The organism is Rhodobacter sp. P2_H5, assembly GCF_056403335.1.
This window is the reverse complement of the sequence record NZ_JBFUFS010000011.1, coordinates 78,820-97,713: the sequence shown is the minus strand read 5'-3', so window position 1 is coordinate 97,713 and position 18,894 is coordinate 78,820. Positions and strand designations below refer to the sequence as shown.

Genomic DNA, 18,894 nt, shown 5'->3' with positions numbered 1-18,894 from the left:
ACGGCGACCTGCCGGGGCGGGGAGCGGGTGCCCCGGCAGGTCCGGCGCTCAGCGTGCGTTGTCGATGCCGTCGACCAGCGCCTTCACGGCATCGGCCGAGGTCATTTCGGTGACGAAGAACTTGCCCACCACATCGCCGAACACGCCCGAAAAGCGCGGCTCGACCGCGAAACCGTCGGTCACCGACCCCCACATCGCATTGGCCTTGATCGCCTCGGCCCGGTCGGCAGAGCTGCGCTTGGCGCAATCGTCAAAGCCCTCCATCGGCACGTCGGTCCGCGCCGGGATCGAGCCCTTGATCATGTTGAAGTCGTGCTGGACCTGCGGGTCCATGATCGCCTCGGCCACCGCGTCCTGACCCTTGTTCATGTCGGCATTGTCATTCTTGAACCCGCCGAAAGCATCGAAGACGAACTTGTAATTCGGCGTGGCGGTCGGGGTCGGGAAGCAAAGGAAATCGACGCCCGGCTTCATGCCCTTGGCGAGGAATTCACCCTTGGCCCAGTCGCCCATGATCTGCATCCCCGCCTGGCCATTGGCCACAAGGTTGGTGGCAGCCGCCCAGTCGCGCCCGGTATAGCCCTCGTCATGCAAGCCGCGGATCTGGCCCAAAAGATCGAAGACCTTGATCATCTCGGGGCTGGAAAGGGCGGTTTCGTCCAGGTCGACCACGGCTTTCTTGTAGAAATCCGGGCCGTTCACATCGGCGACCATGGCTTCCCAGATCTCTTCGATCTGCCAGCTTTCGTCGCTCATCGCGATAGGGATCACACCGGCGGCCTTCAGCTTTTCACCGGCGGCGATCAGCTCTTCCCAGCTGGTGGGCGGGGTGATGCCGGCCTTGTCGAAGACGGCCTTGTTGGCCCAGACCCAGTTCTGCCGGTGCATGTTGATGGGGGTGGAGAAGTAGTCGTCGCCGCTTTTCAGGAACTGCGTCATCACCGGGGGCAGAACCGCTGCCCAGCCGTTCTTGTCGTAAAGGTCGTTCAGCGAGCGGAGCGCCCCTTCACCGGCCCAGCCGAGCCCCTCATAGCCCAGAAACTGCATCACAGCGGGCGGGTTGCCCGCAGCGACGCGGGTGCGCAGGGCCTGTTGGGCATTGGCGCCATTGGCCCCGCCCACCGCACTGTCCTGCCATTCAAAACCCATCGCGGCCAGCTTGTCGGTGATGACCTTCAGCGCCTTGACCTCACTGGCCGAGGTCCAGACATGCAGGCCCTCGATCTTGATCTGCGCCGTGGCCTGGCCGGCAAGGGGCAGCACAAGGGCCGTGGCCAGCAGAAGTTTCTTCAGGTTTGTCATTGTCTTCCTCTCTCTGTTGCAGGGGGCCCGTCGCGTTTTCGCGTTATCGGGCGATCGGGGTGGGGGGCTTAAACCGGGTCGGCGGGCATCGCGTAGGCGACGTTCTTTTTCCCGTAGCGGCGCACCCGCAGGTTGGCCTGTTCGGCATGGCCCACGAAGCCCTCCATGAAACAGAGGCGGGAGCCGTATTGGCCGATCAGGGCCGAGGCTTCATCGGTCAGGATGCGCTGATAGGTGCAGGTTTTCAGGAACTTGCCGACCCAGAGCCCGCCGGTGTAGCGGGCGGCTTTCTTGGTCGGCAGCGTGTGGTTGGTGCCGATCACCTTGTCGCCAAAGCTGACATTGGTGCGGGCCCCCAGAAACAGGGCGCCGTAATTGGTCATGTGGTTCAGGAAGTAATCCGGGTCGGCGGTCATCACCTGCACATGTTCCGAGGCGATGCGGTCGGCTTCCGACACCATCTCCTCCAGCGTGTCGCAAAGGATGATCTCGCCGAAATCCGCCCAGGCCCTGGCGGCCACCGGCGCTGTCGGCAGGATTTTCAACAGCCGCTCGATCTCGCGCAGCGTGTCGCGGGCCAGCTTTTCCGAATTGGTGATCATCACGGCGGGAGAGTTCGCGCCATGTTCGGCCTGACCGAGCAGGTCGGTGGCGCAGATCTCGCCATCCGCGCTGTCATCCGCAATCACCAGCGTTTCGGTAGGTCCCGCGAACAGGTCGATGCCGACCTGACCGAAGAGCAGGCGCTTGGCCTCGGCCACATAGGCGTTGCCGGGGCCGGCCAGCATGTCGACCGGGTCGATGGTTTCGGTGCCATACGCCATCGCTGCAATCGCCTGAACGCCGCCGATGCAGTAGATCTCGTCCGCCCCGGCGAGATGCTGGGCCGCCACGATCTTCGGCGCGATCTGGCCCTTGAACGGCGGGGCGCAGGTGATGACGCGAGAGCAGCCGGCGACCTTGGCGGTCAGCACCGTCATATGGGCCGAGGCGAGCAAGGGGTAAGCGCCGCCCGGCACATAGCAGCCGACATTGGCCACCGGGATGTTGCGGTGGCCGAGGACGACGCCGGGCAGGGTTTCAACCTCCAGATCCAGCATGGTGGCGCGTTGGGCTTCTGCAAAGTTGCGCACCTGGTCCTGGGCAAAGTCGAGGTCGATGCGTTCCTGCCGTGTCAGCCCGTTCATGCAGGCGGCAATCTCGGCAGCGGTCAGCCGGTAGCTGTCACGCTCCAACCCGTCGAACTGCTTGCTCAGTTTGCGGATGGCCGCATCGCCGCCCTCCGCCACCTCGGCCAGCAGTTTTTCAACCACGGCGGTGACGCTGCTTTCGGTGACGGAGGCTTCGGTCGGTTTGGCGGATTTTATGTGGCGGATCATCGGGTAAACCTATCCAAGACGGTGGCCCAAGCGGGCACCGGGACTGAGCGATTTCGAGAGAGGGAGGGTCAGAAAAAAAGGCGGCGCGAAGGGGAGAGATCGCGCCGCCTGAGGCTTACATATGCTGCTCAAGCGCGCGCTTGGCCGCATAGTCCGCCTGTTCCTTGTCGTAATAGGCGGGCGAGGGGAAATCCCACCAGCCGGTGGCAAAAGGCCCTGCGGCATCGCGCGAGGTCATGATCTCGACCAGCGCCGGGCGCCCGCAATCGAGGGCTGCTTTCAGCGCGGATTCCAGCTGGTCATCCGAGGTGACCTTCCAGCTTTCGACGCCGAAGTTCTTCGCCACTTCCGAGATATTGGCGGTATAGGGCTCGCCATTGCCGGCGTGGTAGTTGAACTCCGAGGCGACATGCCGGCCCATGAATTTGCGCTGCCCGCCGCGGATCGACATATAGCCGCAGTTGTTCTGCACCATGAAGACGACGGGGATGTTGTTCATCACGGCGGTGCCAAGTTCCGGCAGGCTCATCATGAAATCGCCGTCGCCGGTGATCGCCACGACCTGGCGGTCCGGCATGGCAAGCTTGGCCCCCATCGCGGCCGGAACCGCCCAGCCCATCGGCGAGAAGGAGCCCGAGGTGATATGGGTGCGGGGGGAATAGACCGGGAAGGTCTGCTTGACCGCGCCTTGGGTGTTGCCAGACCCCACCACCACGATGCCGTCGCGGTCCATCACCTTGCGCAGCGCTCCCAAGGGCCGCTGCGAGGTGAAGGGCGTTTCGCGGCTGTCGCGGCGCGGGGCCAGCATCGCCTCCCAGTCCGCCTTGGCCTTCATCACGTCGGCAAGGAATTTCTCGCGCCGCGCCAGGGCCTTTTGCGCCTGCGCGTCCGAGATCATCGCCAGGATCGCCTCCAGCGTGGCCTTGGCATCGGCGACGATGCCGACCTCGGTCGGGTAGTTCTTGCCGATCTCGTGGTGGTCAAGGTCGATATGGATCAGCTTGCCCGGCGGGATCGAGAAGCTGACCCCCTTGGCGTAGCTCGACGCCGACCAGTCGGTGAAGCGGCAGCCGACCGACATCACGACATCGGCGCTGGCGGTGATGGCGTTGCCACAGGTGGTGCCGGTCTGCCCGACCGCGCCGATGAACAGCGCGTGGTCTTCCGAAATGGCACCCTTGCCGTTCCAGGTGATCGACACTGCGGCCCCGATCTTCTCGGCCAGCCGGGTCAACTCCTCCGACGCGCCAGCCGAGATCGCCCCGCCGCCCGCCACGATCACCGGACGTTCGGCCTGCAAGAGCAGCGCCACCGCCCGTTCAATTGCCTGCGGGTCGGGATAGGAGACCCCGCGCGCCATCCGCAAGTCCAGCGGGTGGATCGCCACATCGGCGGCTTCGACCTGAATATCCATCGGCACTTCGACATGGACCGGACCTTGCCGCCCGCTCATCATCGTGTTGAAGGCGCGGTGCATGATGAAGGGAAGCTCATCGACGCGGCCGGCCTTGTAGGCGCGCTTGGTGACCTGTTCGGTGATGCGGGGGAAAGCGTTCTCGTTCTGGCGCTCGATCTCCTGCATGACGCCGTGGCCCTTCATATGGGTCGCGGGGCCGCCGGAGACGTAGAAGACCGGGATGCTGTCGGCATAGGCCGTGGCCAGGCCGATGATCGTATTGGTGGCGCCCGGCCCGATCGAGGTGGAACAGGCCATCGGCTTGCCACTGGCCCGGAAATAACCGTCCGCCATATGGACGGCGGATTGTTCGTGCATCACCTGAATGAAGGGCAATTGCGAGCCTTCTTCCAGAAACGCGTCGAACAGCGACCAGATGCCGTGACCCGGCACACCCGCCACATATTCGACCCCATAGGTCTTCAAGGCCGTCGCTACGATCTGTCCACCAGTCAGTTTCATGTCATCCCTCCGGTCAAATGAGGCTGTGAGCACCCTCATCTCTGCTGTTGGGACCAGCCTCAATTCTTTCGATGTTTCTTGCAATTGCGCTCCCGTCATATTACTGACGCAAAGTGAAGCACCCTCTGCGAAGGTCCTGATGACAGCCTCGGAAGAGCCCATCGACAGCAAGGCCGCGAACTTTGCCGCCAACCTGCGCTTCGTCTGCGAGCGGCATGGCTCGATCTCGCTCGTCTGCCGGAAGATCAGCATCAATCGCCAGCAATTCAACAAATACCTCTCTGGCCGCCACCGCCCTTCGCCGGCCAACGCACGGCTGATTGCGAACTTTTTCGGCCTCGGGCCGGACATCATGTTCACCGATCACGACCGGTTCCGGGCGCTGGTTGAGGGCAATTTCTTCAACGCGCTGGACAAGCTGCGCGAGGCGCCGCAGGTCATCCGCTTTCTCGACACGGCGACGCTGTCCTCGAAAGTGGCCGAGGGCGATTTCGTCGGGATTTACGACCGCTATCAGTATTCCTCGATCTATGCCCGGCAGATCCTGAAGTCGGCCCTGTGCGTCTTTCGCAATGGCGATATCCTAAGCCATTATTATGTCGAGCGTTTTCCAAGCTACGACAATCCGCGCAAGGCCGAATACATTTTCAAGTATCACGGCTTCTTCTTTCCCATCGAAGGGCGGATCTTCACGGTGGATTTTGAATCCGTGCAGAACAACGAGATGACCTTCGGGATTTATTCGAACGTCCAGCGCAACTCCAAGCGCTTCCTGTTCGGCATCTGCAGCGGGATTGCCGCCACCATGTTCCGCCAGCCCTATGCGACGCGGGTGGTGCTGCACTACCGCCGCCCGGGGCTTTTGACCCGGCAGGAGCTGATGGCGCTGACCACGCTGGACGCCAAGGACCCCAGCATCCCGCGCGAGGCGATGGACTATCTGGGCGACGGTCTGGACATGATCAAACCGACCTGAGGCGAGATGGCGCAAGACCCTGCGTCAGATTGCGCCATATATCTGCGGGGCGCGCAATAGCGAGCCGGCGGGTTCCGTGGTCACTCTGGGGCAACCCAAGCCGCATTCGAGATCATCATGCAGAACAAAACCCGCGACCTGAACTTTGCCGATGCCTTCATTCATGCCGAGTTGGTGGAGAACCCGCGCGACTATCCTGTGGATGATGCGGTGGTGGTCAACCTTGGCCCCGCGCCGATGATCACCGGCACCGATGAGCCGGCGATTGTCCCCGCGTGGAAGTCGACCTGGCTGATCGGCGGGCAGATCAAATCGGCCGAGCGCGCCGCCGTGATCAAAGTGCGCAAGGCGACCAATCTGGGCGGCGTCGGCCTGCGCGGCTGGGATTGGCTTGGCAACCGGATCAAGAGCTTTCCGCGCGATACGCCGCTTTACATCTCGCCCCAGGATCACATCGGCACCGTGACCACCGACGCCATGGTCTTCACCAACGAACGCGCCGCCCCGCAGGAGTTGCAAGAGTTCGACCTGAAGCTGAACCTCTGGTGGGCCCCCGGCGACACCGATTGCTTCATCCACAACGAGCATCCGTTCCTCGAGGTTCACACGCAAATCCATGGCCTTGGCCGGATGCAGAAGTTCAAGGAACGCGATCCGAAGACGGTTTATGAGACTGTGATGATGCCGATCGGCTATACCCATGACCCCTTCTGCCGGGTCACCGCGCGCAATGAATGGGCCTATCCCTGGCACCACTACTATGCCGACAGCGACAGCATCTGGCTTGCGATCGAGCTGCATCCCAAGGGCTGAAGCCCCGGGCCTGCAGGCAATTCATGCGCCGAGGTCATCCTCCGATGGCCTCGGCGCAGCTATTTCAGCCCTAAAGGACCAGATCAGACATCAGCGCATGAAGATCGGCGGCCACGGCAAAGCTGTCGTCCTGCTGCTGCCTGCGGCAGAACAGCTCGCAGCTCCACCAGCCGACATAGCCGGTCGCCTTCACCGCGTCGGTCCAGTCCCGCAGGTTCAGAACGCCCTTGCCGGTCGGCACGTCCCGCAGAACAATCTCATTCGGAATCCCGCCGCTGAAGGCAAGGGAATCGCAGATATGGACGCCGTAAATCAGGTTGCGGTCCAGCTTGGCGACCGCCTCCGGCGTGTCACCCGAGGCATAGCAATGCCAGTAATCCACCACCAGGCGGAGGTTGCCGCGCCCGGCGCGCTCGATCACCTCGACCTGATCCGCCAGCCGGTTCAGGGGCGTCCAGGCAAGCGCCTCCAGATACAGCAAAAGCCCGTAGTCCGCGGCAAGGTCGGCCAGCCGCGCCAGATTGCGCGCAGTGAGTGTGACCTGTTCATCGCGGGTTCGGCCCAGCACGCCTTGGTAAAGGTCAGTGCTCAGCCCGGCCGCGTGCTTTTGCACCGCCTCGACCTGAACCGGGCCGGTCAGCACCTGCACGCCCCTGGCCCCCGCAATCTTCGCCAGGCCGAAGAGTTCGGCGGCCTCCTGCATCAGCTGAGCCTCGGCAGCACCCTGCCGTTCAATATCCAGCAGAAAGCCGATGCCCGGGATCTCAACCCCCTGCAGACGCTGCGCCAGTTCAGCCTCGGAAAACCCCGCGGCCAGCACATCCCGCATCTTGGCCGCCGAGATTTCCAGCCCGTCGAACCCGGCGGCCCGCATGATGGCCAGATCAATGGCCAGCGTTGAATAGCGCGAGACCAGCCCGTGATAGATCAGCTTCTGTTCCGCCATGGTGTTCTCCTCCCGGGAAATCCGCGCGACCCCACTATGCCAGATGCCGGGGCTGGGGCAATATGCTTAAGCACCTTGGCGCACAAGAATCCTCATGTTGCGTCAGGTTGCGTCAAACATTTCTGCAGAGCGAAGTTGCTGCCCGCCGCGCGCCGGCCTTACCCTTTGGCGAAAGTGGATCGCATGTCTGGCAAAACCTTGTGCCGGACTTTGCCGCATCAGGGCGCAGGGCAGAATGGAAAGCGTGGATTACATTGTCATTGGCGGCGGCTCGACCGGTTGCGTGATCGCGGCCCGGCTGTCGGAAGACAGCGCCTGCGAGGTGGCGCTGCTGGAAGAGGGGCCGCGCGACCGCAGTCCCTATATCCACATTCCCGGCGCCTATTACAAAACCGCGCAAGGCCCGCTTCTGAAGCGCCTCCCCTGGGAGCCTGCGGCGGGCCAGCCGCCCCACGCCAATCCGACGATGGTGCAAGCCTCGGTTCTGGGTGGCGGCAGTTCGGTCAATGCGATGATCTACATCCGCGGCAACCCGGCGGATTACACCGCGTGGGAGGCGCTTGGCGCAGAAGGCTGGGGGTACCAGGACGTTCTGCCCTATTTCCGCAAGGCCGAGGACAACAACCGCTTCACCAACGCGGCCCATGCGACCGGCGGCCCCTTGGGCGTGTCCGACATCGCCCATATCCATCCTCTGACCCGGGCCTGGCTTCTGGCCTGTCAGCAGGCGGGCCTGCCGCTGAACCCCGATTTCAACTCGGGCGATCAGGCGGGCTGCGGGCTTTACCAGATCACCGCGCGCAATGCCCGGCGCAGCAGTGCGGCCACCGCCTATGTTCATCCGGCCGAAAAGCGGAAAAACCTGCACCTGCAGACCGGCGCGCGCGTGACGCGGATCCTGATCGAGAATGGCACCGCCGTCGGGGTCGAATATGTGCGCAAGGGGCGGCTGACCACCCTGCGCGCCCGGAAAGAGGTTATTCTCTCGGCAGGGGCCATCGCCTCGCCCAAACTGCTGATGCTGTCCGGCATTGGCCCCGCAGCGCATCTGGCGCAGCACGGCATCAAGGTTGCGGCCGATCTGCCGGGGGTCGGGCAGAACCTGCAGGATCACGTCGAGATCTCGCTGATCTATCAGCTGAACGGTCCGCACAGCTATGACAAGTACAAGAAGCTGCACTGGAAGGCGATGGCGGGGCTGGATTACGCGCTGTTCCGCGGCGGTCCTGCGGCCTCCAACCTGATCGAGGGCGGCGCCTTCTGGTGGGGCAACCGGGCCGAGGCGCTGCCGGATGTGCAGTTCTTCATGGTGGTTGGCGCCGGCATCGAAGAAGGCGTCGACTCGGTCCCGGGCGGCAATGGCTGTACGGTCAATCTGGGCCAGATCCGCCCGCGCTCGCGCGGTGAGGTCCTGCTGCGCAGCGCCGATCCCCTGGCTTTCCCAACAGTGCGCCCGAACTATTTCGCCGATCCCTACGATCTGGATTCGGTGACCGAGGGCGGGCTTTTCGCGATGGAGGTGATGGAGCAGCCCGAGATGCGCCGCTATATCGCCCGGCGTCACCTCCCCGAGGCGCCGATGACGCGCGAGACCTTCCGCCGCTTCTGCCAGACCGAGGCCCATGCCGCCCTGCATCCCGCAGGCACCTGCCGCGCCGGCCGCGACGCGGATTCGGTGGTGGACCCGCAACTGCGGCTGCATGGCATTGCCGGTCTGCGGGTCGCCGATGCCTCGATTATGCCGCAGCTGATCTCCGGCAACCCAAACGCGGTTTGCATCATGATCGGCGAGAAGGCGGCGGACATGATCAAGGCCGCCCAGTAGCCGCCCTCGCATCTCCCCGAGGGCAGAGTTGCATCCCTGCCGGGGGAGGTTTGCCAGCCGTTCCCCTGCTGACCGACCTGGATCGCCGGCCCTCCTGGGGCTGGCGTTTTCAGTGCCGTGAGCATCCCCAAAAGCCGGAACACGACCGCCACTGTGGCGCACATGGCGTATGACGGCACGCGCACAGAAATCAGGATTTCTGCAACGGTTTCAACGGTTGGGCTGGGGAAGGATGGTGCTGTGAGAGAGGATTGAACTCTCGACCTCTCCCTTACCAAGGGAGTGCTCTACCACTGAGCTACCACAGCATCGCGTCAGGCCTTGGTGTTCACCTCAGCTTGCGTGGCGGGTGATTAGACGCAAAGCGAACGGGGTGCAAGAGCAAATTACCATCTCAACTGGACCCTTTCTTACCCTTGCGCTACACAAGCCTCCATGACGCAAGAACCCCGGTCCGACAGGAAGGCCTCTGGCCCGATCACCCGCGAACAGCGGTTGAAGGCGGCTTTGAAGGCCAATATGGGGCGCCGCAAGGCGCAGGCCCAGGCGCGCAAACAGACCGGCGCCGAAGACGGCACCGAAAACAGAGATGAAACGCCCGGCGGCACGACCGGGGCGGATAACGATTTGGAATGAGGCGGGCATATGGATTCGATTCTGGTCAGGGGCAACGGGGCTTTGTCGGGGGCTATTCCGATCGCGGGGGCGAAGAATGCCTGTCTCACGCTGATGCCGGCGACATTGCTGAGCGATGAACCGCTCACGCTGACCAATGCGCCGCGCCTGTCGGACATCGCGACGATGACGCAGCTTCTGCAATCCTTGGGCGCCGAGGTTGCGGGCCTGCAAGATGGTCAGGTTCTGGCGATGTCCTCGCACAACATCGCCAACCACACGGCGGATTATGACATCGTGCGCAAGATGCGCGCCTCGATTCTGGTGCTGGGCCCGATGCTGGCGCGCGATGGTCATGCCATTGTCTCGCTCCCCGGCGGCTGCGCCATCGGCGCGCGCCCGGTCGACCTGCACCTGAAGGCGCTGGAGGCGATGGGCGCTGAGCTCGACCTTCGCGACGGCTATGTCCATGCCAAGGCGATCGGCGGCAAGCTGAAGGGCGCGGTTTTTGAATTCCCGCTGGTTTCGGTGGGCGCGACCGAGAACGCACTGATGGCCGCGACCCTCGCCAAGGGCACCACGGTTCTGAAAAACGCCGCGCGCGAGCCGGAAATCGTCGATCTGGCGCAATGCCTGCGCAAGATGGGCGCGCAGATTGAAGGCGAGGGCACCTCGACCATCACCATTCAGGGCGTCGACCGCCTGCATGGCGCGACGCATCCCGTGGTCACCGACCGGATCGAACTTGGCACCTATATGCTGGTGCCCGCGATCTGCGGGGGCGAGATTGAATGCCTCGGCGGCCGTCTGGATCTGGTCGGCGCCTTTGCCGAAAAGCTGGACGCGGCCGGGGTGTCGGTGACCGAAACCGCGCGGGGCCTGAAAGTCTCGCGCAAGAACGGACGGGTCAATGCGGTGGATGTGGTGACCGAACCCTTCCCGGGCTTCCCGACCGACCTTCAGGCCCAGATGATGGCGCTGCTTTGCACCGCCGATGGCGTCTCGGTGCTGGAAGAAAAGATCTTTGAAAACCGCTTCATGCACGCGCCCGAACTGACCCGGATGGGCGCGCGCATCGAGGTGCATGGCGGCCATGCCACGGTGACCGGCGTCGACAAGCTGAAAGGCGCTCGGGTGATGGCGACCGATCTGCGCGCCTCGGTCAGCCTGATTCTGGCGGCCCTGGCGGCCGAGGGGGAGACTGTGGTCAGCCGGGTCTATCACCTCGACCGCGGCTATGAACGGGTCGAGGAAAAGCTGCGGGCCTGCGGCGCGCTGATCGAGCGGATATCGGCATGAATGACGCAAGGTTTGAAGATGGCGACGACGCCCCCCTGCGCCTGATCGCCCAGGGGCCCGACGATCTGGCGATCATGGCGGCTCTGGTGCAGGATGCGGTCCTTGCCGCCACCGACATGACCTTCGCCCGCCGTCAGCACCGGTTTGCCCTGCTCCTCAACCGCTTCCGCTGGGAGGACAAGCCCTTGGCCGAACGCGCGGGCCGCCCGTTCGAGCGGGTCCGCAGCCTGATGGTGTTTGACGGCGTGTTGGGCGTGCGCAGCCAGGGCATCGCGCGGGGGGAGGCGGATACGATCCTCTCACTGCTGGAGGTGCGATTCGTGCCGGGGCCGGAAGGCGCTGGCGTGGTGGAGCTGATCTTGGCCGGCGACGGCGTGGTGGCGCTGCAGGTCGAGGCGCTGGAGGTGACCCTGACCGATGTCAGCCGCCCTTATCGCGCGATTTCCGGCAAGGCGCCCGATCACGACAAATGAACCTTCCTGCGGGCCAATTCCCCTGTTCCCTAAACTGACATGTCAGTTTAGGAAGGCAGGCAGAAGCGGTTCGCGAGGGATGGAATGGGCAGGCTTGCAGGAAAAAAGGCGCTGGTGACGGCAGCCGGGCAGGGCATCGGGCGGGCGACAGTCCTCGCGATGCACCGCGAGGGAGCGTCGGTGATTGCCGCCGATATCAATGCGGCGGCGCTTGAAAGCCTCGCCGCGGAGGGGATCGCCACGCGCCTGCTCAACGTGTTGGACAAGGAGGCGATTGACGCCGCCGCCGCCGAGATCGGCGCACTGGACGTGCTTTTCAACTGCGCGGGCTTCGTGGCCGCCGGCACGATCCTTGACTGCGACGAGGAGCAATGGGCCTTCTCGATGAACCTGAACATGACGGCCATGTACCGGATGTGCAAAGCCTTCCTGCCCGCGATGATCGAAGGCGGCGGCGGGTCGATCATCAACATGGCCTCGGTCGCAGGTTCGGTTCTGGCCGCGCCCAACCGCTTTGTCTATGGCGCGACCAAGGCCGGGGTGATCGGCCTGACCAAGAGCATCGCCGCCGATTTCATCACCAAGGGCATCCGCGCCAATGCGATCTGCCCCGGCACCGTGGAAAGCCCGAGCCTCGACCAGCGCCTGCGCGACACCGGCGATTACGAGGCCGCCAAGGCCGCCTTCATCGCCCGCCAGCCGATTGGCCGCATCGGCAAGCCCGAAGAAATCGCCCATCTGGTGGTCTACCTTGCCAGCGACGAATCCGCCTATACCACCGGGGTCGCGCATGTGATCGACGGCGGTTGGGCCAATACCTGAGGAGATATCCATGAAACTTCTGCGCCACGGACCCAAAGGGGCCGAGAAACCCGGCCTCATGCACAGCGATGGCACGATCCGCGACCTGTCCGGCCTCGTGCCCGATATCGGCGGCGCGGTCCTGTCGGACACCGGGATCGCGATGCTGCGCGGCATTGATCCGGCGACCCTGCCGACGGTGGACCATACCACCCGCCTTGGGCCTTGCGTCGCTGGCACCGGCAAGTTCATCTGCATCGGCCTCAACTATGCCGACCACGCCGCCGAAAGCGGCATGGCGGTGCCGCCGGAGCCGGTGATCTTCATGAAGGCCACCTCGGCGATCTGCGGGCCGAACGACCCGATCATCATCCCCCGCGGCTCGGTCAAGACCGACTGGGAGGTTGAACTGGCCGTCATCATCGGCAAGACCGCGAAATATGTCAGCGAGGCGGATGCCCTGTCTTATGTCGCGGGCTTTGCCGTGACCAATGATGTCTCGGAGCGCGCCTTCCAGACCGAGCGGGCGGGGCAGTGGACCAAGGGCAAGTCCTGCGACAACTTCGGGCAGATCGGGCCCTGGCTGGTGACGCGGGATGAGGTGGCCGATCCGCAGGATCTGTCGATGTGGCTGACCGTGAATGGGCAGACCATGCAGAATGGGTCGACCAAGACCATGGTTTATGGCGCGGCTTTCGTCGTCTCTTACCTCAGCCAGTTCATGTCGCTGCATCCGGGCGATGTGATTTCCACCGGCACCCCGCCCGGCGTGGGCATGGGGATGAAGCCGCCGCAATATCTGCGCGCTGGCGATGTGGTCGAGCTTGGCATCGCGGGTCTGGGTCAGCAGCGGCAGGATGTCATCGCTGACTGAGGTGTGAAAAGCGGGGGATTGCACGCGTGCAATCCTCCGTATCTTATTGTTACAGAATGGTTTCTCGATTTTCCTTAGAAAATCATTAACCACCTTCCAGCCGGAGCAGACCCCGTGAGCGAGCCCGCAGAGGCCAAGGCCTTTCTGGACGCGCTTCTGGCGCGGATGACGCTGGATGAGAAGATTGGCCAGCTCAACTACCCCGGCGGCGCGGGGATCGACACCACCGGGGTTACCAGCGCGGTCGATACCGAGACGATGATCCGGCGCGGCCAGATCGGCGGCTCCTCGGCGGGCGGCGATGTGACGGAGCGCCGCGCCCTGCAGGAACTGAGCCTCCACGCCGGGCCGAACGGCATTCCCTTGCTGTTTGGCCGCGACTGCATCCAGCGTTACAAGACCGGCGGGCCGATCCCGCTGGCGCTGTCCTGCTCCTGGGATATGGACCTGATCGCCCGCATCAGCGCGATGACGGCGCGGGAGGCGCGGGCGGATGGGGTCAATATCAACTGGGCGCCGATGCTCGACATTTGCTACGACGCGCGCTGGGGCCGCATCGCGGAGGGCAATGGCGAGTTTCCTTATCTCGGCATGAAGATCGCCGAGACCATCGTGCGGGCCTATCAGGGCGCCGATGGCGACCTTGCGCGGCCCGACCGCTTCATGGCGACGCTGAAGCATTTCGCGGGCTACGGGCTCGCGCTGGCGGGGCGCGATTATGCCGGGGTCGAGGCCAGCCCGATGACGCTGTGCCGGGTGATGGAGCCGTTCCGCGCCGGGATTGCGGCGGGCGCGGGGGCGGTGATGGTGTCCTTCAACACGATCAACGACATACCGGCCACGGCGAACCGGGCGCTGCTGCGCGATGTGCTGATGGACCGCTTCGGCTTTGACGGGCTCATCGTCTCGGACTTCACGGCGATCGACCCTGATCTGATCAACCACGGCATTGCCGCCAACGGGCGCGAGGCGGCCTACCTCGCCTTCAAGGCCGGGGTGCATATTGATCTGGTGAGCCAGGCCTACCTCACCCATCTGCGCGGGCTGGTCGAAGAGGGCGGGCGCGACCCGGCGCGGTTTCACGACGCCGAAGGCGGGGCTTTCAGCGCCGGGCCGATCACCGAGGCCGAGATCACCGCGCGCTGCCGCAAGGTTCTGGCGGCGAAATACCGGCTGGGCCTGTTCCACGACCCTTTTGCGGGACTGGACCGCGCCCGCCGCGATGCCGTGACCTATACGCGGGAAAATGTAGCGCTTGTGCGGGAAGCGGTGCCCAAGTGCTGCGTTTTGTTGAAAAATGACAAGGCGCTGCCGCTGGCGCCCGACCTGGGGCAGATCGCGGTGATCGGACCCCTGGCGGATGACCGAATTGATCTGCAGGGAACTTGGGCTTTGGACGTGGTGCCCGACCATTCGGTGACCCTCTTGGAGGGGATCCGGGCTGCGGCCTCGGCCAGGACCCGGGTGATCCATGCCAAGGGCTGCAACATCGTCGACGATGCGAACCTTGCGCGGCGGCTGAACGTGCACAACGCCTGGATGCCCTCGGTCGTGATCGGGCCTGAAAGCCCCAAGGCGATGCTGGCCGAGGCGCTGGCGGCGGTGGCCGGGGCGGATGCGGTGGTCCTGTGCCTCGGCGAGGCCAAGGAGCACGCCGGGGAAAGTGCGACGCGGGCCGATATCACCCTGCCGGGCGCGCAGGGCGCCCTGGTGCGGGCGGTGTCCAAGGCGGCGCGGGCGGCGGGCAAGCCCCTGATTCTGATCGCGATGGCGGGGCGGCCCCTGGCCCTGACCGCCGAAGTGCCCCTGGTCGATGCGCTGATCTGGACCGGGCAGCCGGGCAATGAGGGCGGGCATGGGCTGGCGGATGTGCTCTTCGGCAAGGCCTCGCCCTCCGGGCATCTGAGCCTTGGCCTGCCGCGCAGCGTCGGACAATTGCCCTTGCGGACCGAGGATCTGCCGACCGGCCGCCCGGGCCTTGGCGTAGCCGCCGATATTGCCGGCGATACCGAGACGGATGGCGCGGGGCGTCAGGCTTTCCGCAAATTCTCGACCGACACGATCCTGGAGGAGGCTTCGACACCGCTGTTCCCGGCGGGGTTCGGGCTGACCTATACCAGTTTTGCCTATGGCCCGCCGCGTGCGGACCGGCTGGAACTGGCGGGGGAGGGCGATGTTTTGCGGGTGGCGATGGCGGTCACCAACACCGGCAACCGGGCCGGGACGGCGCTGGTGCAGCTGTATTTGCGCGATCCGGTCTGCTCGATCTCGCGGCCGCGGCGGGAGTTGAAGGGCTTTGCCCGGGTCACGCTGGAGCCGGGGGCCAGTGGCGATGCGGTGTTCGCGGTGACGGTGGAGGCATTGCGCTTCTGGAAGGGCAGCACGATTGCCGATGCGGTGCAGATCTGGGAGCCGGGGGCGTTCGACGTGATGCTTGGCCCGGATGCCGAGACGGTGCAGACCTTGCGGGTGGTCTGGCGCCGCTAGACCTTGCGGGCTTTCGCCCAAAGGCTGCGGCCCTGGGCCAGCGCCAGTTGCAGGGCGAGGCCGAGGCCGATGAGCATCGTGTCGCGCAGGGGCTCGTGGCCGAAGGCGTTGAACAGGCCCTGCGCGCCGATGGCCAGAACGCTGCCAAGCGCGAAGACCGGCAGCGCTTGCTGGCCCAGAAGTGCCAGCGGCGCGGCCCAGCGGCTGGCGCAGAGGCGGCGGACCCAAGGCAGGCTTGAGACGATGTAAGCGATGGCCAGCACATGCAACAGGCGCGGGGCGGTGAGGTATTTCTTGTCGAAATCGGTCAGGATCCACGGCACGCCGAGGCTGTCCTTCAGATACCACAGGGCCTTGCCGAAAACCTCGGTGAAGGCATGCCATTGGCTGTCGACCAGGGCGAGCAGGAGATAGGCGAGGCTCAGGCCCAGAAGCCAGGGTTTGACCGCGACCAGCCGCCGGCCCTGTTTCAGCGCGACGCCGAGCAGCAGGCCGATCACGAAGATCAGCTGCCAGGCCAGCGGGTTGAACTGCCACTCCTGTCCCACGGGCCAGGTGTAGAAGGTGATCCGCGCGATGCCAGAGCCGGCCCAGACCGCAAGCGCGCCCGCGAAAAGCCAGCCGGGGCGGCGCAGGGCTGCGTAAAGGAACAGGGGCGAGGCGGCGAGGAGCAGGATGTAAAGCGGAAGGATATCAAGGTAGTAGAACTGGTGGGTCAGGAGCGGCAGGCCGATCAGCGTCTCGACCGGGTGATGCCAGAGCCAGCCCATGTTGTTCTGGAACAGGATCTGGCTGTCGCCGGTGGCCTGCACGGTGGCCGCGGCCATGGCCAGCGCGCCCAGCGTCATCAGCATCTGCACGAGGTAGAGCGTCCAGACCCGCCCCCAGATCCGCGCCAGCGCCGGCCAGAGCCGCAAGGGCGCGCGGAAGGCGGAGGAATAGGCCAGCCCGGCGGCGGTGCCCGACATCAGGACAAAGCCCTCGGCGGCATCCGAGAAGCCGAAGTTGCGCGAGGTCAGGCCCTCGAACAGGTTGCCGGGCACATGGTTGATGAAGATCATCACTAGGCACAGCCCGCGGAACACATCCAGCCGCGGTTCGCGTGGCGGGGCGGGCCGGCTTGGGGCAGGGGGGGCTGTCGGCCGCCCCGTGTCCGGTGCGCGGGCCGGCAGGGTCACGGGACTGTCAGGCACCCGGCATGGCCTCGGCGGCGCGGTCGGGGGCATTGCGGAGCTGGGGGCTCAGGCCCGGCGTTGCGCCCTCGGCATCCCAGCGGGCCACGAGGGTCTGATGCGCGATCACCAGCGCCGGGCGGCGCAGGGTCAAGGGCGTCGGGAAGGGGAGGGAGCGGGCCGGGCGCGACGACCAGGCGATGATATAGGGCGCGGCCACCATCGGGCCCGCCACCGGCAAGAGCCACAAAAGCAGATGCTCGGCCAGGAAATGGATCAGCAAGAGCCCGATGACGCCGCAAGCCACGATCCAGCGGCTGGCCATCCAGGCCTCGCGCAGCGAGAGCGTGCCGTCGCCGCGCACCTGTGCCGGCCAGCCGCCATCCCAACCCATCACGACCTGCAGGATCGAGCGGGTCTGGTACATCAGGAACACCGGCGCCGCGATGGACGTATAGGCCAGTTCAACCACCACCGATTTCACCGTCTCGGCCGCGCCGCCGAAACCGCGGCTGCGGCCGCGCAGGATCGCGTCGATCAGGATCAGGAATTTCGGCACAAAAAGCAGGCCGACGATCCCGAGGCCGAGGGCGATGGCCTTCAAAGCCTCGCTCGGCGGCAGGACGGGGAAGGGCCAGCCTTCGATCGGGAAGTAATCGACCGGCGGCGCAAAGAGCGGGGCCACGATCGAGGCGAGCAGGAAGCTCAGCCACAAGAGCGAGGAGACATAGGCCAGGATGCCCTGCAGAAAGACAAACCGGCTCCAGGCTTTCAGGCCGGGGGCGAGCAGCAGGCGGGCGTGTTGCAGGTTGCCCTGGGCCCAGCGGCGATCGCGCTTGGCGTGGTCGACGATGTTCTCGGGGCCTTCCTCGTAGGAGCCTTCGAGGTCGTCATCGACCCGCACAACCCAGCCTTTGCGGGCGAGAAGGGCGGCTTCGACATAATCATGGCTCAGGATATGGCCGCCGAAGGGCGGGCTTCCGGCCAAGGCGGGCAGACCGCAGCTTTCGGCAAAGGCGCGCAGACGGATGATCGCGTTATGGCCCCAGAAGGGCCCGGTCTTGCCCTGCATCATCGCGAGCCCGCGGCAGAACACCGGCGAATAGAAGGAGGCGGAGAATTGCATCAGCCGGCCAAAGCGCGAGGTGGCGTTGATGATTTTTGGCAGGGTCTGCAACAGGCCGAGGTCGGGGTCGGCGACCATGCGGCGCACCATCTCGATCAGGGTCGAGGCCTCCATCAGGCTGTCGGCGTCCAGGATGATGGCAAATTCGTAGGCTGCCCCCGAGGCGGTGATGAATTCCTCGATATTGCCGGCCTTGCGGCCGCGGTTCACGCTGCGGCGGCGGTAGAAGATCCGGCCCTCGCCGCCGGTCTCGTCCAGAAGACGCAGGAACCAGGCCTCCTCCCGGCGGGCGATCGCCTCGTCGCGGGTGTCGGACAGGATGGCAAAATGGAAAAATTCGGCCTCGCCGGTGGCGCGGATGGCGGCATCCATCACGGCAACGCGGGCGAAGGCGGCAATCGGGTCTTCGTTATAGACCGGGACCAGCACGACGGTCCTGGTCCGCAGCGGACCCACGGCGCGCGGCGGCCGCGGCGGGCGGGTGGTCAGGCCGGCCAGCGCCTGTGCGGCGCCCCAGGCCAGCCAGAAGGTCGAGACGCAGATCAGCGCCGAGCGCACCCAATCCGCCAGATCCAGCCCGTCGCTGGCGCCATAGTTCAGAAAAAGCGCAAAGGCCCCGAACCCGGCAGCAAGGCTGCAGGTCAGGGCCAGTGTCCTGGTGAGGTAGGTGCGGCCCTCAGGCCCTGTCAGAGCCAAAGCTCACCGCCCGGTGCGCGTCGGCCGCCCCAGAACGGCGCCCCGCAGGGCCAAGGACAGAACAGCAAAGCGGCCCAGCCGGCGGCGCGGCCATTCCAGCCGTTGCACCGGCATGGCCAGGGGGGCCACCGGCAGCGCGCCGCGCTTGCGCACAAGCGCCGCAGTTTCAGAGATCACAGAGGTGTCGATCAT

General features: G+C 65.1%; 16 protein-coding genes and 1 tRNA gene. 9 read left to right on the top strand and 8 right to left on the bottom strand.

Going from position 1 to position 18,894, the window contains the following annotated elements; translation table 11 throughout:
• Window positions 1-48: 48 nt before the first annotated feature.
• The 3 genes from AC1DVR_RS15615 to AC1DVR_RS15605 form a co-directional block, all read right to left on the bottom strand.
• Window positions 49-1,302: an ABC transporter substrate-binding protein gene (locus tag AC1DVR_RS15615; protein WP_478001522.1), complete on the bottom strand. Its 1,254-nt coding sequence runs from the start codon at window positions 1,300-1,302 to the stop codon at window positions 49-51.
• A 68-nt stretch (window positions 1,303-1,370) separates the two neighbouring features.
• Window positions 1,371-2,681: a histidinol dehydrogenase gene (hisD, locus tag AC1DVR_RS15610; protein WP_478001521.1), complete on the bottom strand. Its 1,311-nt coding sequence runs from the start codon at window positions 2,679-2,681 to the stop codon at window positions 1,371-1,373.
• A 115-nt stretch (window positions 2,682-2,796) separates the two neighbouring features.
• Window positions 2,797-4,599 (bottom strand): thiamine pyrophosphate-binding protein, encoded by a 1,803-nt coding sequence (locus AC1DVR_RS15605; protein WP_478001520.1) that lies wholly within the window; start codon window positions 4,597-4,599, stop codon window positions 2,797-2,799.
• A gap of 139 nt (window positions 4,600-4,738) precedes the next feature.
• Here AC1DVR_RS15605 and AC1DVR_RS15600 point away from each other — a divergent pair, with 139 nt between their 5' ends.
• Complete coding sequence (locus tag AC1DVR_RS15600) at window positions 4,739-5,575, top strand: helix-turn-helix domain-containing protein (protein ID WP_478001519.1); 837 nt, start codon at window positions 4,739-4,741, stop codon at window positions 5,573-5,575.
• Between the two features lie 117 nt (window positions 5,576-5,692).
• Window positions 5,693-6,388 (top strand): hypothetical protein, encoded by a 696-nt coding sequence (locus AC1DVR_RS15595; RefSeq protein ID WP_478001518.1) that lies wholly within the window; start codon window positions 5,693-5,695, stop codon window positions 6,386-6,388.
• Between the two features lie 70 nt (window positions 6,389-6,458).
• On the opposite strand, the gene AC1DVR_RS15590 is transcribed toward AC1DVR_RS15595, so the two are convergent.
• The gene (locus tag AC1DVR_RS15590; RefSeq protein WP_478001517.1) at window positions 6,459-7,334 is read right to left on the bottom strand and encodes a sugar phosphate isomerase/epimerase family protein; all 876 of its coding nucleotides are present in this window, start codon (window positions 7,332-7,334) and stop codon (window positions 6,459-6,461) included.
• A 235-nt stretch (window positions 7,335-7,569) separates the two neighbouring features.
• Here AC1DVR_RS15590 and AC1DVR_RS15585 point away from each other — a divergent pair, with 235 nt between their 5' ends.
• Window positions 7,570-9,159, top strand: coding sequence for a GMC family oxidoreductase (locus AC1DVR_RS15585; protein WP_478001516.1), 1,590 nt, complete (start codon window positions 7,570-7,572; stop codon window positions 9,157-9,159).
• Between the two features lie 233 nt (window positions 9,160-9,392).
• Here AC1DVR_RS15585 and AC1DVR_RS15580 read toward each other — a convergent pair.
• Window positions 9,393-9,467: transfer RNA gene (locus AC1DVR_RS15580), tRNA-Thr, on the bottom strand.
• Between the two features lie 127 nt (window positions 9,468-9,594).
• On the opposite strand from AC1DVR_RS15580, the gene AC1DVR_RS15575 reads away from it, so the two are divergent.
• The 6 genes from AC1DVR_RS15575 (at window position 9,595) to AC1DVR_RS15550 (ending at window position 15,708) form a co-directional block, all read left to right on the top strand.
• Complete coding sequence (locus AC1DVR_RS15575) at window positions 9,595-9,795, top strand: hypothetical protein (RefSeq protein ID WP_478001515.1); 201 nt, start codon at window positions 9,595-9,597, stop codon at window positions 9,793-9,795.
• A gap of 9 nt (window positions 9,796-9,804) precedes the next feature.
• Window positions 9,805-11,073, top strand: a complete 1,269-nt coding sequence (murA, locus tag AC1DVR_RS15570; RefSeq protein WP_478001514.1) for a UDP-N-acetylglucosamine 1-carboxyvinyltransferase — start codon at window positions 9,805-9,807, stop codon at window positions 11,071-11,073.
• Window positions 11,070-11,546 carry a DUF2948 family protein gene (locus AC1DVR_RS15565; RefSeq protein ID WP_478001513.1) on the top strand — a complete coding sequence of 159 codons (477 nt, stop codon included), beginning with the start codon at window positions 11,070-11,072 and terminating at the stop codon, window positions 11,544-11,546. Before murA ends, AC1DVR_RS15565 begins: the two co-directional genes overlap by 4 nt.
• 84 nt (window positions 11,547-11,630) lie before the next feature.
• Window positions 11,631-12,368, top strand: coding sequence for an SDR family oxidoreductase (locus tag AC1DVR_RS15560; RefSeq protein ID WP_478001512.1), 738 nt, complete (start codon window positions 11,631-11,633; stop codon window positions 12,366-12,368).
• Between the two features lie 10 nt (window positions 12,369-12,378).
• A complete protein-coding gene (locus AC1DVR_RS15555; protein ID WP_478001511.1) occupies window positions 12,379-13,221 on the top strand; it encodes a fumarylacetoacetate hydrolase family protein in 843 nt (280 codons plus the stop codon).
• Window positions 13,222-13,335: 114 nt separating this feature from the next.
• Entirely contained in the window at window positions 13,336-15,708 is a 2,373-nt protein-coding gene (locus AC1DVR_RS15550; protein ID WP_478001510.1) for a glycoside hydrolase family 3 N-terminal domain-containing protein, read from the top strand.
• Here AC1DVR_RS15550 and AC1DVR_RS15545 read toward each other — a convergent pair.
• From AC1DVR_RS15545 to AC1DVR_RS15535, 3 genes are all read right to left on the bottom strand, one after another.
• Window positions 15,705-16,769, bottom strand: a complete 1,065-nt coding sequence (locus tag AC1DVR_RS15545) for an OpgC family protein (protein WP_478001509.1) — start codon at window positions 16,767-16,769, stop codon at window positions 15,705-15,707. The two genes, AC1DVR_RS15550 and AC1DVR_RS15545, sit on opposite strands and share 4 nt — an antisense overlap.
• 124 nt (window positions 16,770-16,893) lie before the next feature.
• Window positions 16,894-18,696 (bottom strand): glucans biosynthesis glucosyltransferase MdoH, encoded by a 1,803-nt coding sequence (mdoH, locus tag AC1DVR_RS15540; RefSeq protein ID WP_478001567.1) that lies wholly within the window; start codon window positions 18,694-18,696, stop codon window positions 16,894-16,896.
• A gap of 9 nt (window positions 18,697-18,705) precedes the next feature.
• The gene (locus AC1DVR_RS15535) at window positions 18,706-18,894 is read right to left on the bottom strand and encodes a hypothetical protein (protein WP_478001508.1); all 189 of its coding nucleotides are present in this window, start codon (window positions 18,892-18,894) and stop codon (window positions 18,706-18,708) included.

Bases quoted from the DNA above. Each gene is read 5' to 3' on its own strand.
- AC1DVR_RS15600 (WP_478001519.1), top strand. From the start codon at position 4,739: ATGACAGCCTCGGAAGAGCCCATCGACAGCAAGGCCGCGAACTTTGCC.
- AC1DVR_RS15585 (WP_478001516.1), top strand. From the start codon at position 7,570: ATGGAAAGCGTGGATTACATTGTCATTGGCGGCGGCTCGACCGGTTGC.
- AC1DVR_RS15615 (WP_478001522.1), bottom strand. From the start codon at position 1,302: ATGACAAACCTGAAGAAACTTCTGCTGGCCACGGCCCTTGTGCTGCCC.
- AC1DVR_RS15555 (WP_478001511.1), top strand. From the start codon at position 12,379: ATGAAACTTCTGCGCCACGGACCCAAAGGGGCCGAGAAACCCGGCCTC.
- AC1DVR_RS15595 (WP_478001518.1), top strand. From the start codon at position 5,693: ATGCAGAACAAAACCCGCGACCTGAACTTTGCCGATGCCTTCATTCAT.
- AC1DVR_RS15590 (WP_478001517.1), bottom strand. From the start codon at position 7,334: ATGGCGGAACAGAAGCTGATCTATCACGGGCTGGTCTCGCGCTATTCA.
- AC1DVR_RS15575 (WP_478001515.1), top strand. From the start codon at position 9,595: ATGACGCAAGAACCCCGGTCCGACAGGAAGGCCTCTGGCCCGATCACC.
- AC1DVR_RS15560 (WP_478001512.1), top strand. From the start codon at position 11,631: ATGGGCAGGCTTGCAGGAAAAAAGGCGCTGGTGACGGCAGCCGGGCAG.
- murA (WP_478001514.1), top strand. From the start codon at position 9,805: ATGGATTCGATTCTGGTCAGGGGCAACGGGGCTTTGTCGGGGGCTATT.
- AC1DVR_RS15535 (WP_478001508.1), bottom strand. From the start codon at position 18,894: ATGATCGACACCTCTGTGATCTCTGAAACTGCGGCGCTTGTGCGCAAG.
- AC1DVR_RS15605 (WP_478001520.1), bottom strand. From the start codon at position 4,599: ATGAAACTGACTGGTGGACAGATCGTAGCGACGGCCTTGAAGACCTAT.
- AC1DVR_RS15565 (WP_478001513.1), top strand. From the start codon at position 11,070: ATGAATGACGCAAGGTTTGAAGATGGCGACGACGCCCCCCTGCGCCTG.
- hisD (WP_478001521.1), bottom strand. From the start codon at position 2,681: ATGATCCGCCACATAAAATCCGCCAAACCGACCGAAGCCTCCGTCACC.
- AC1DVR_RS15545 (WP_478001509.1), bottom strand. From the start codon at position 16,769: ATGATCTTCATCAACCATGTGCCCGGCAACCTGTTCGAGGGCCTGACC.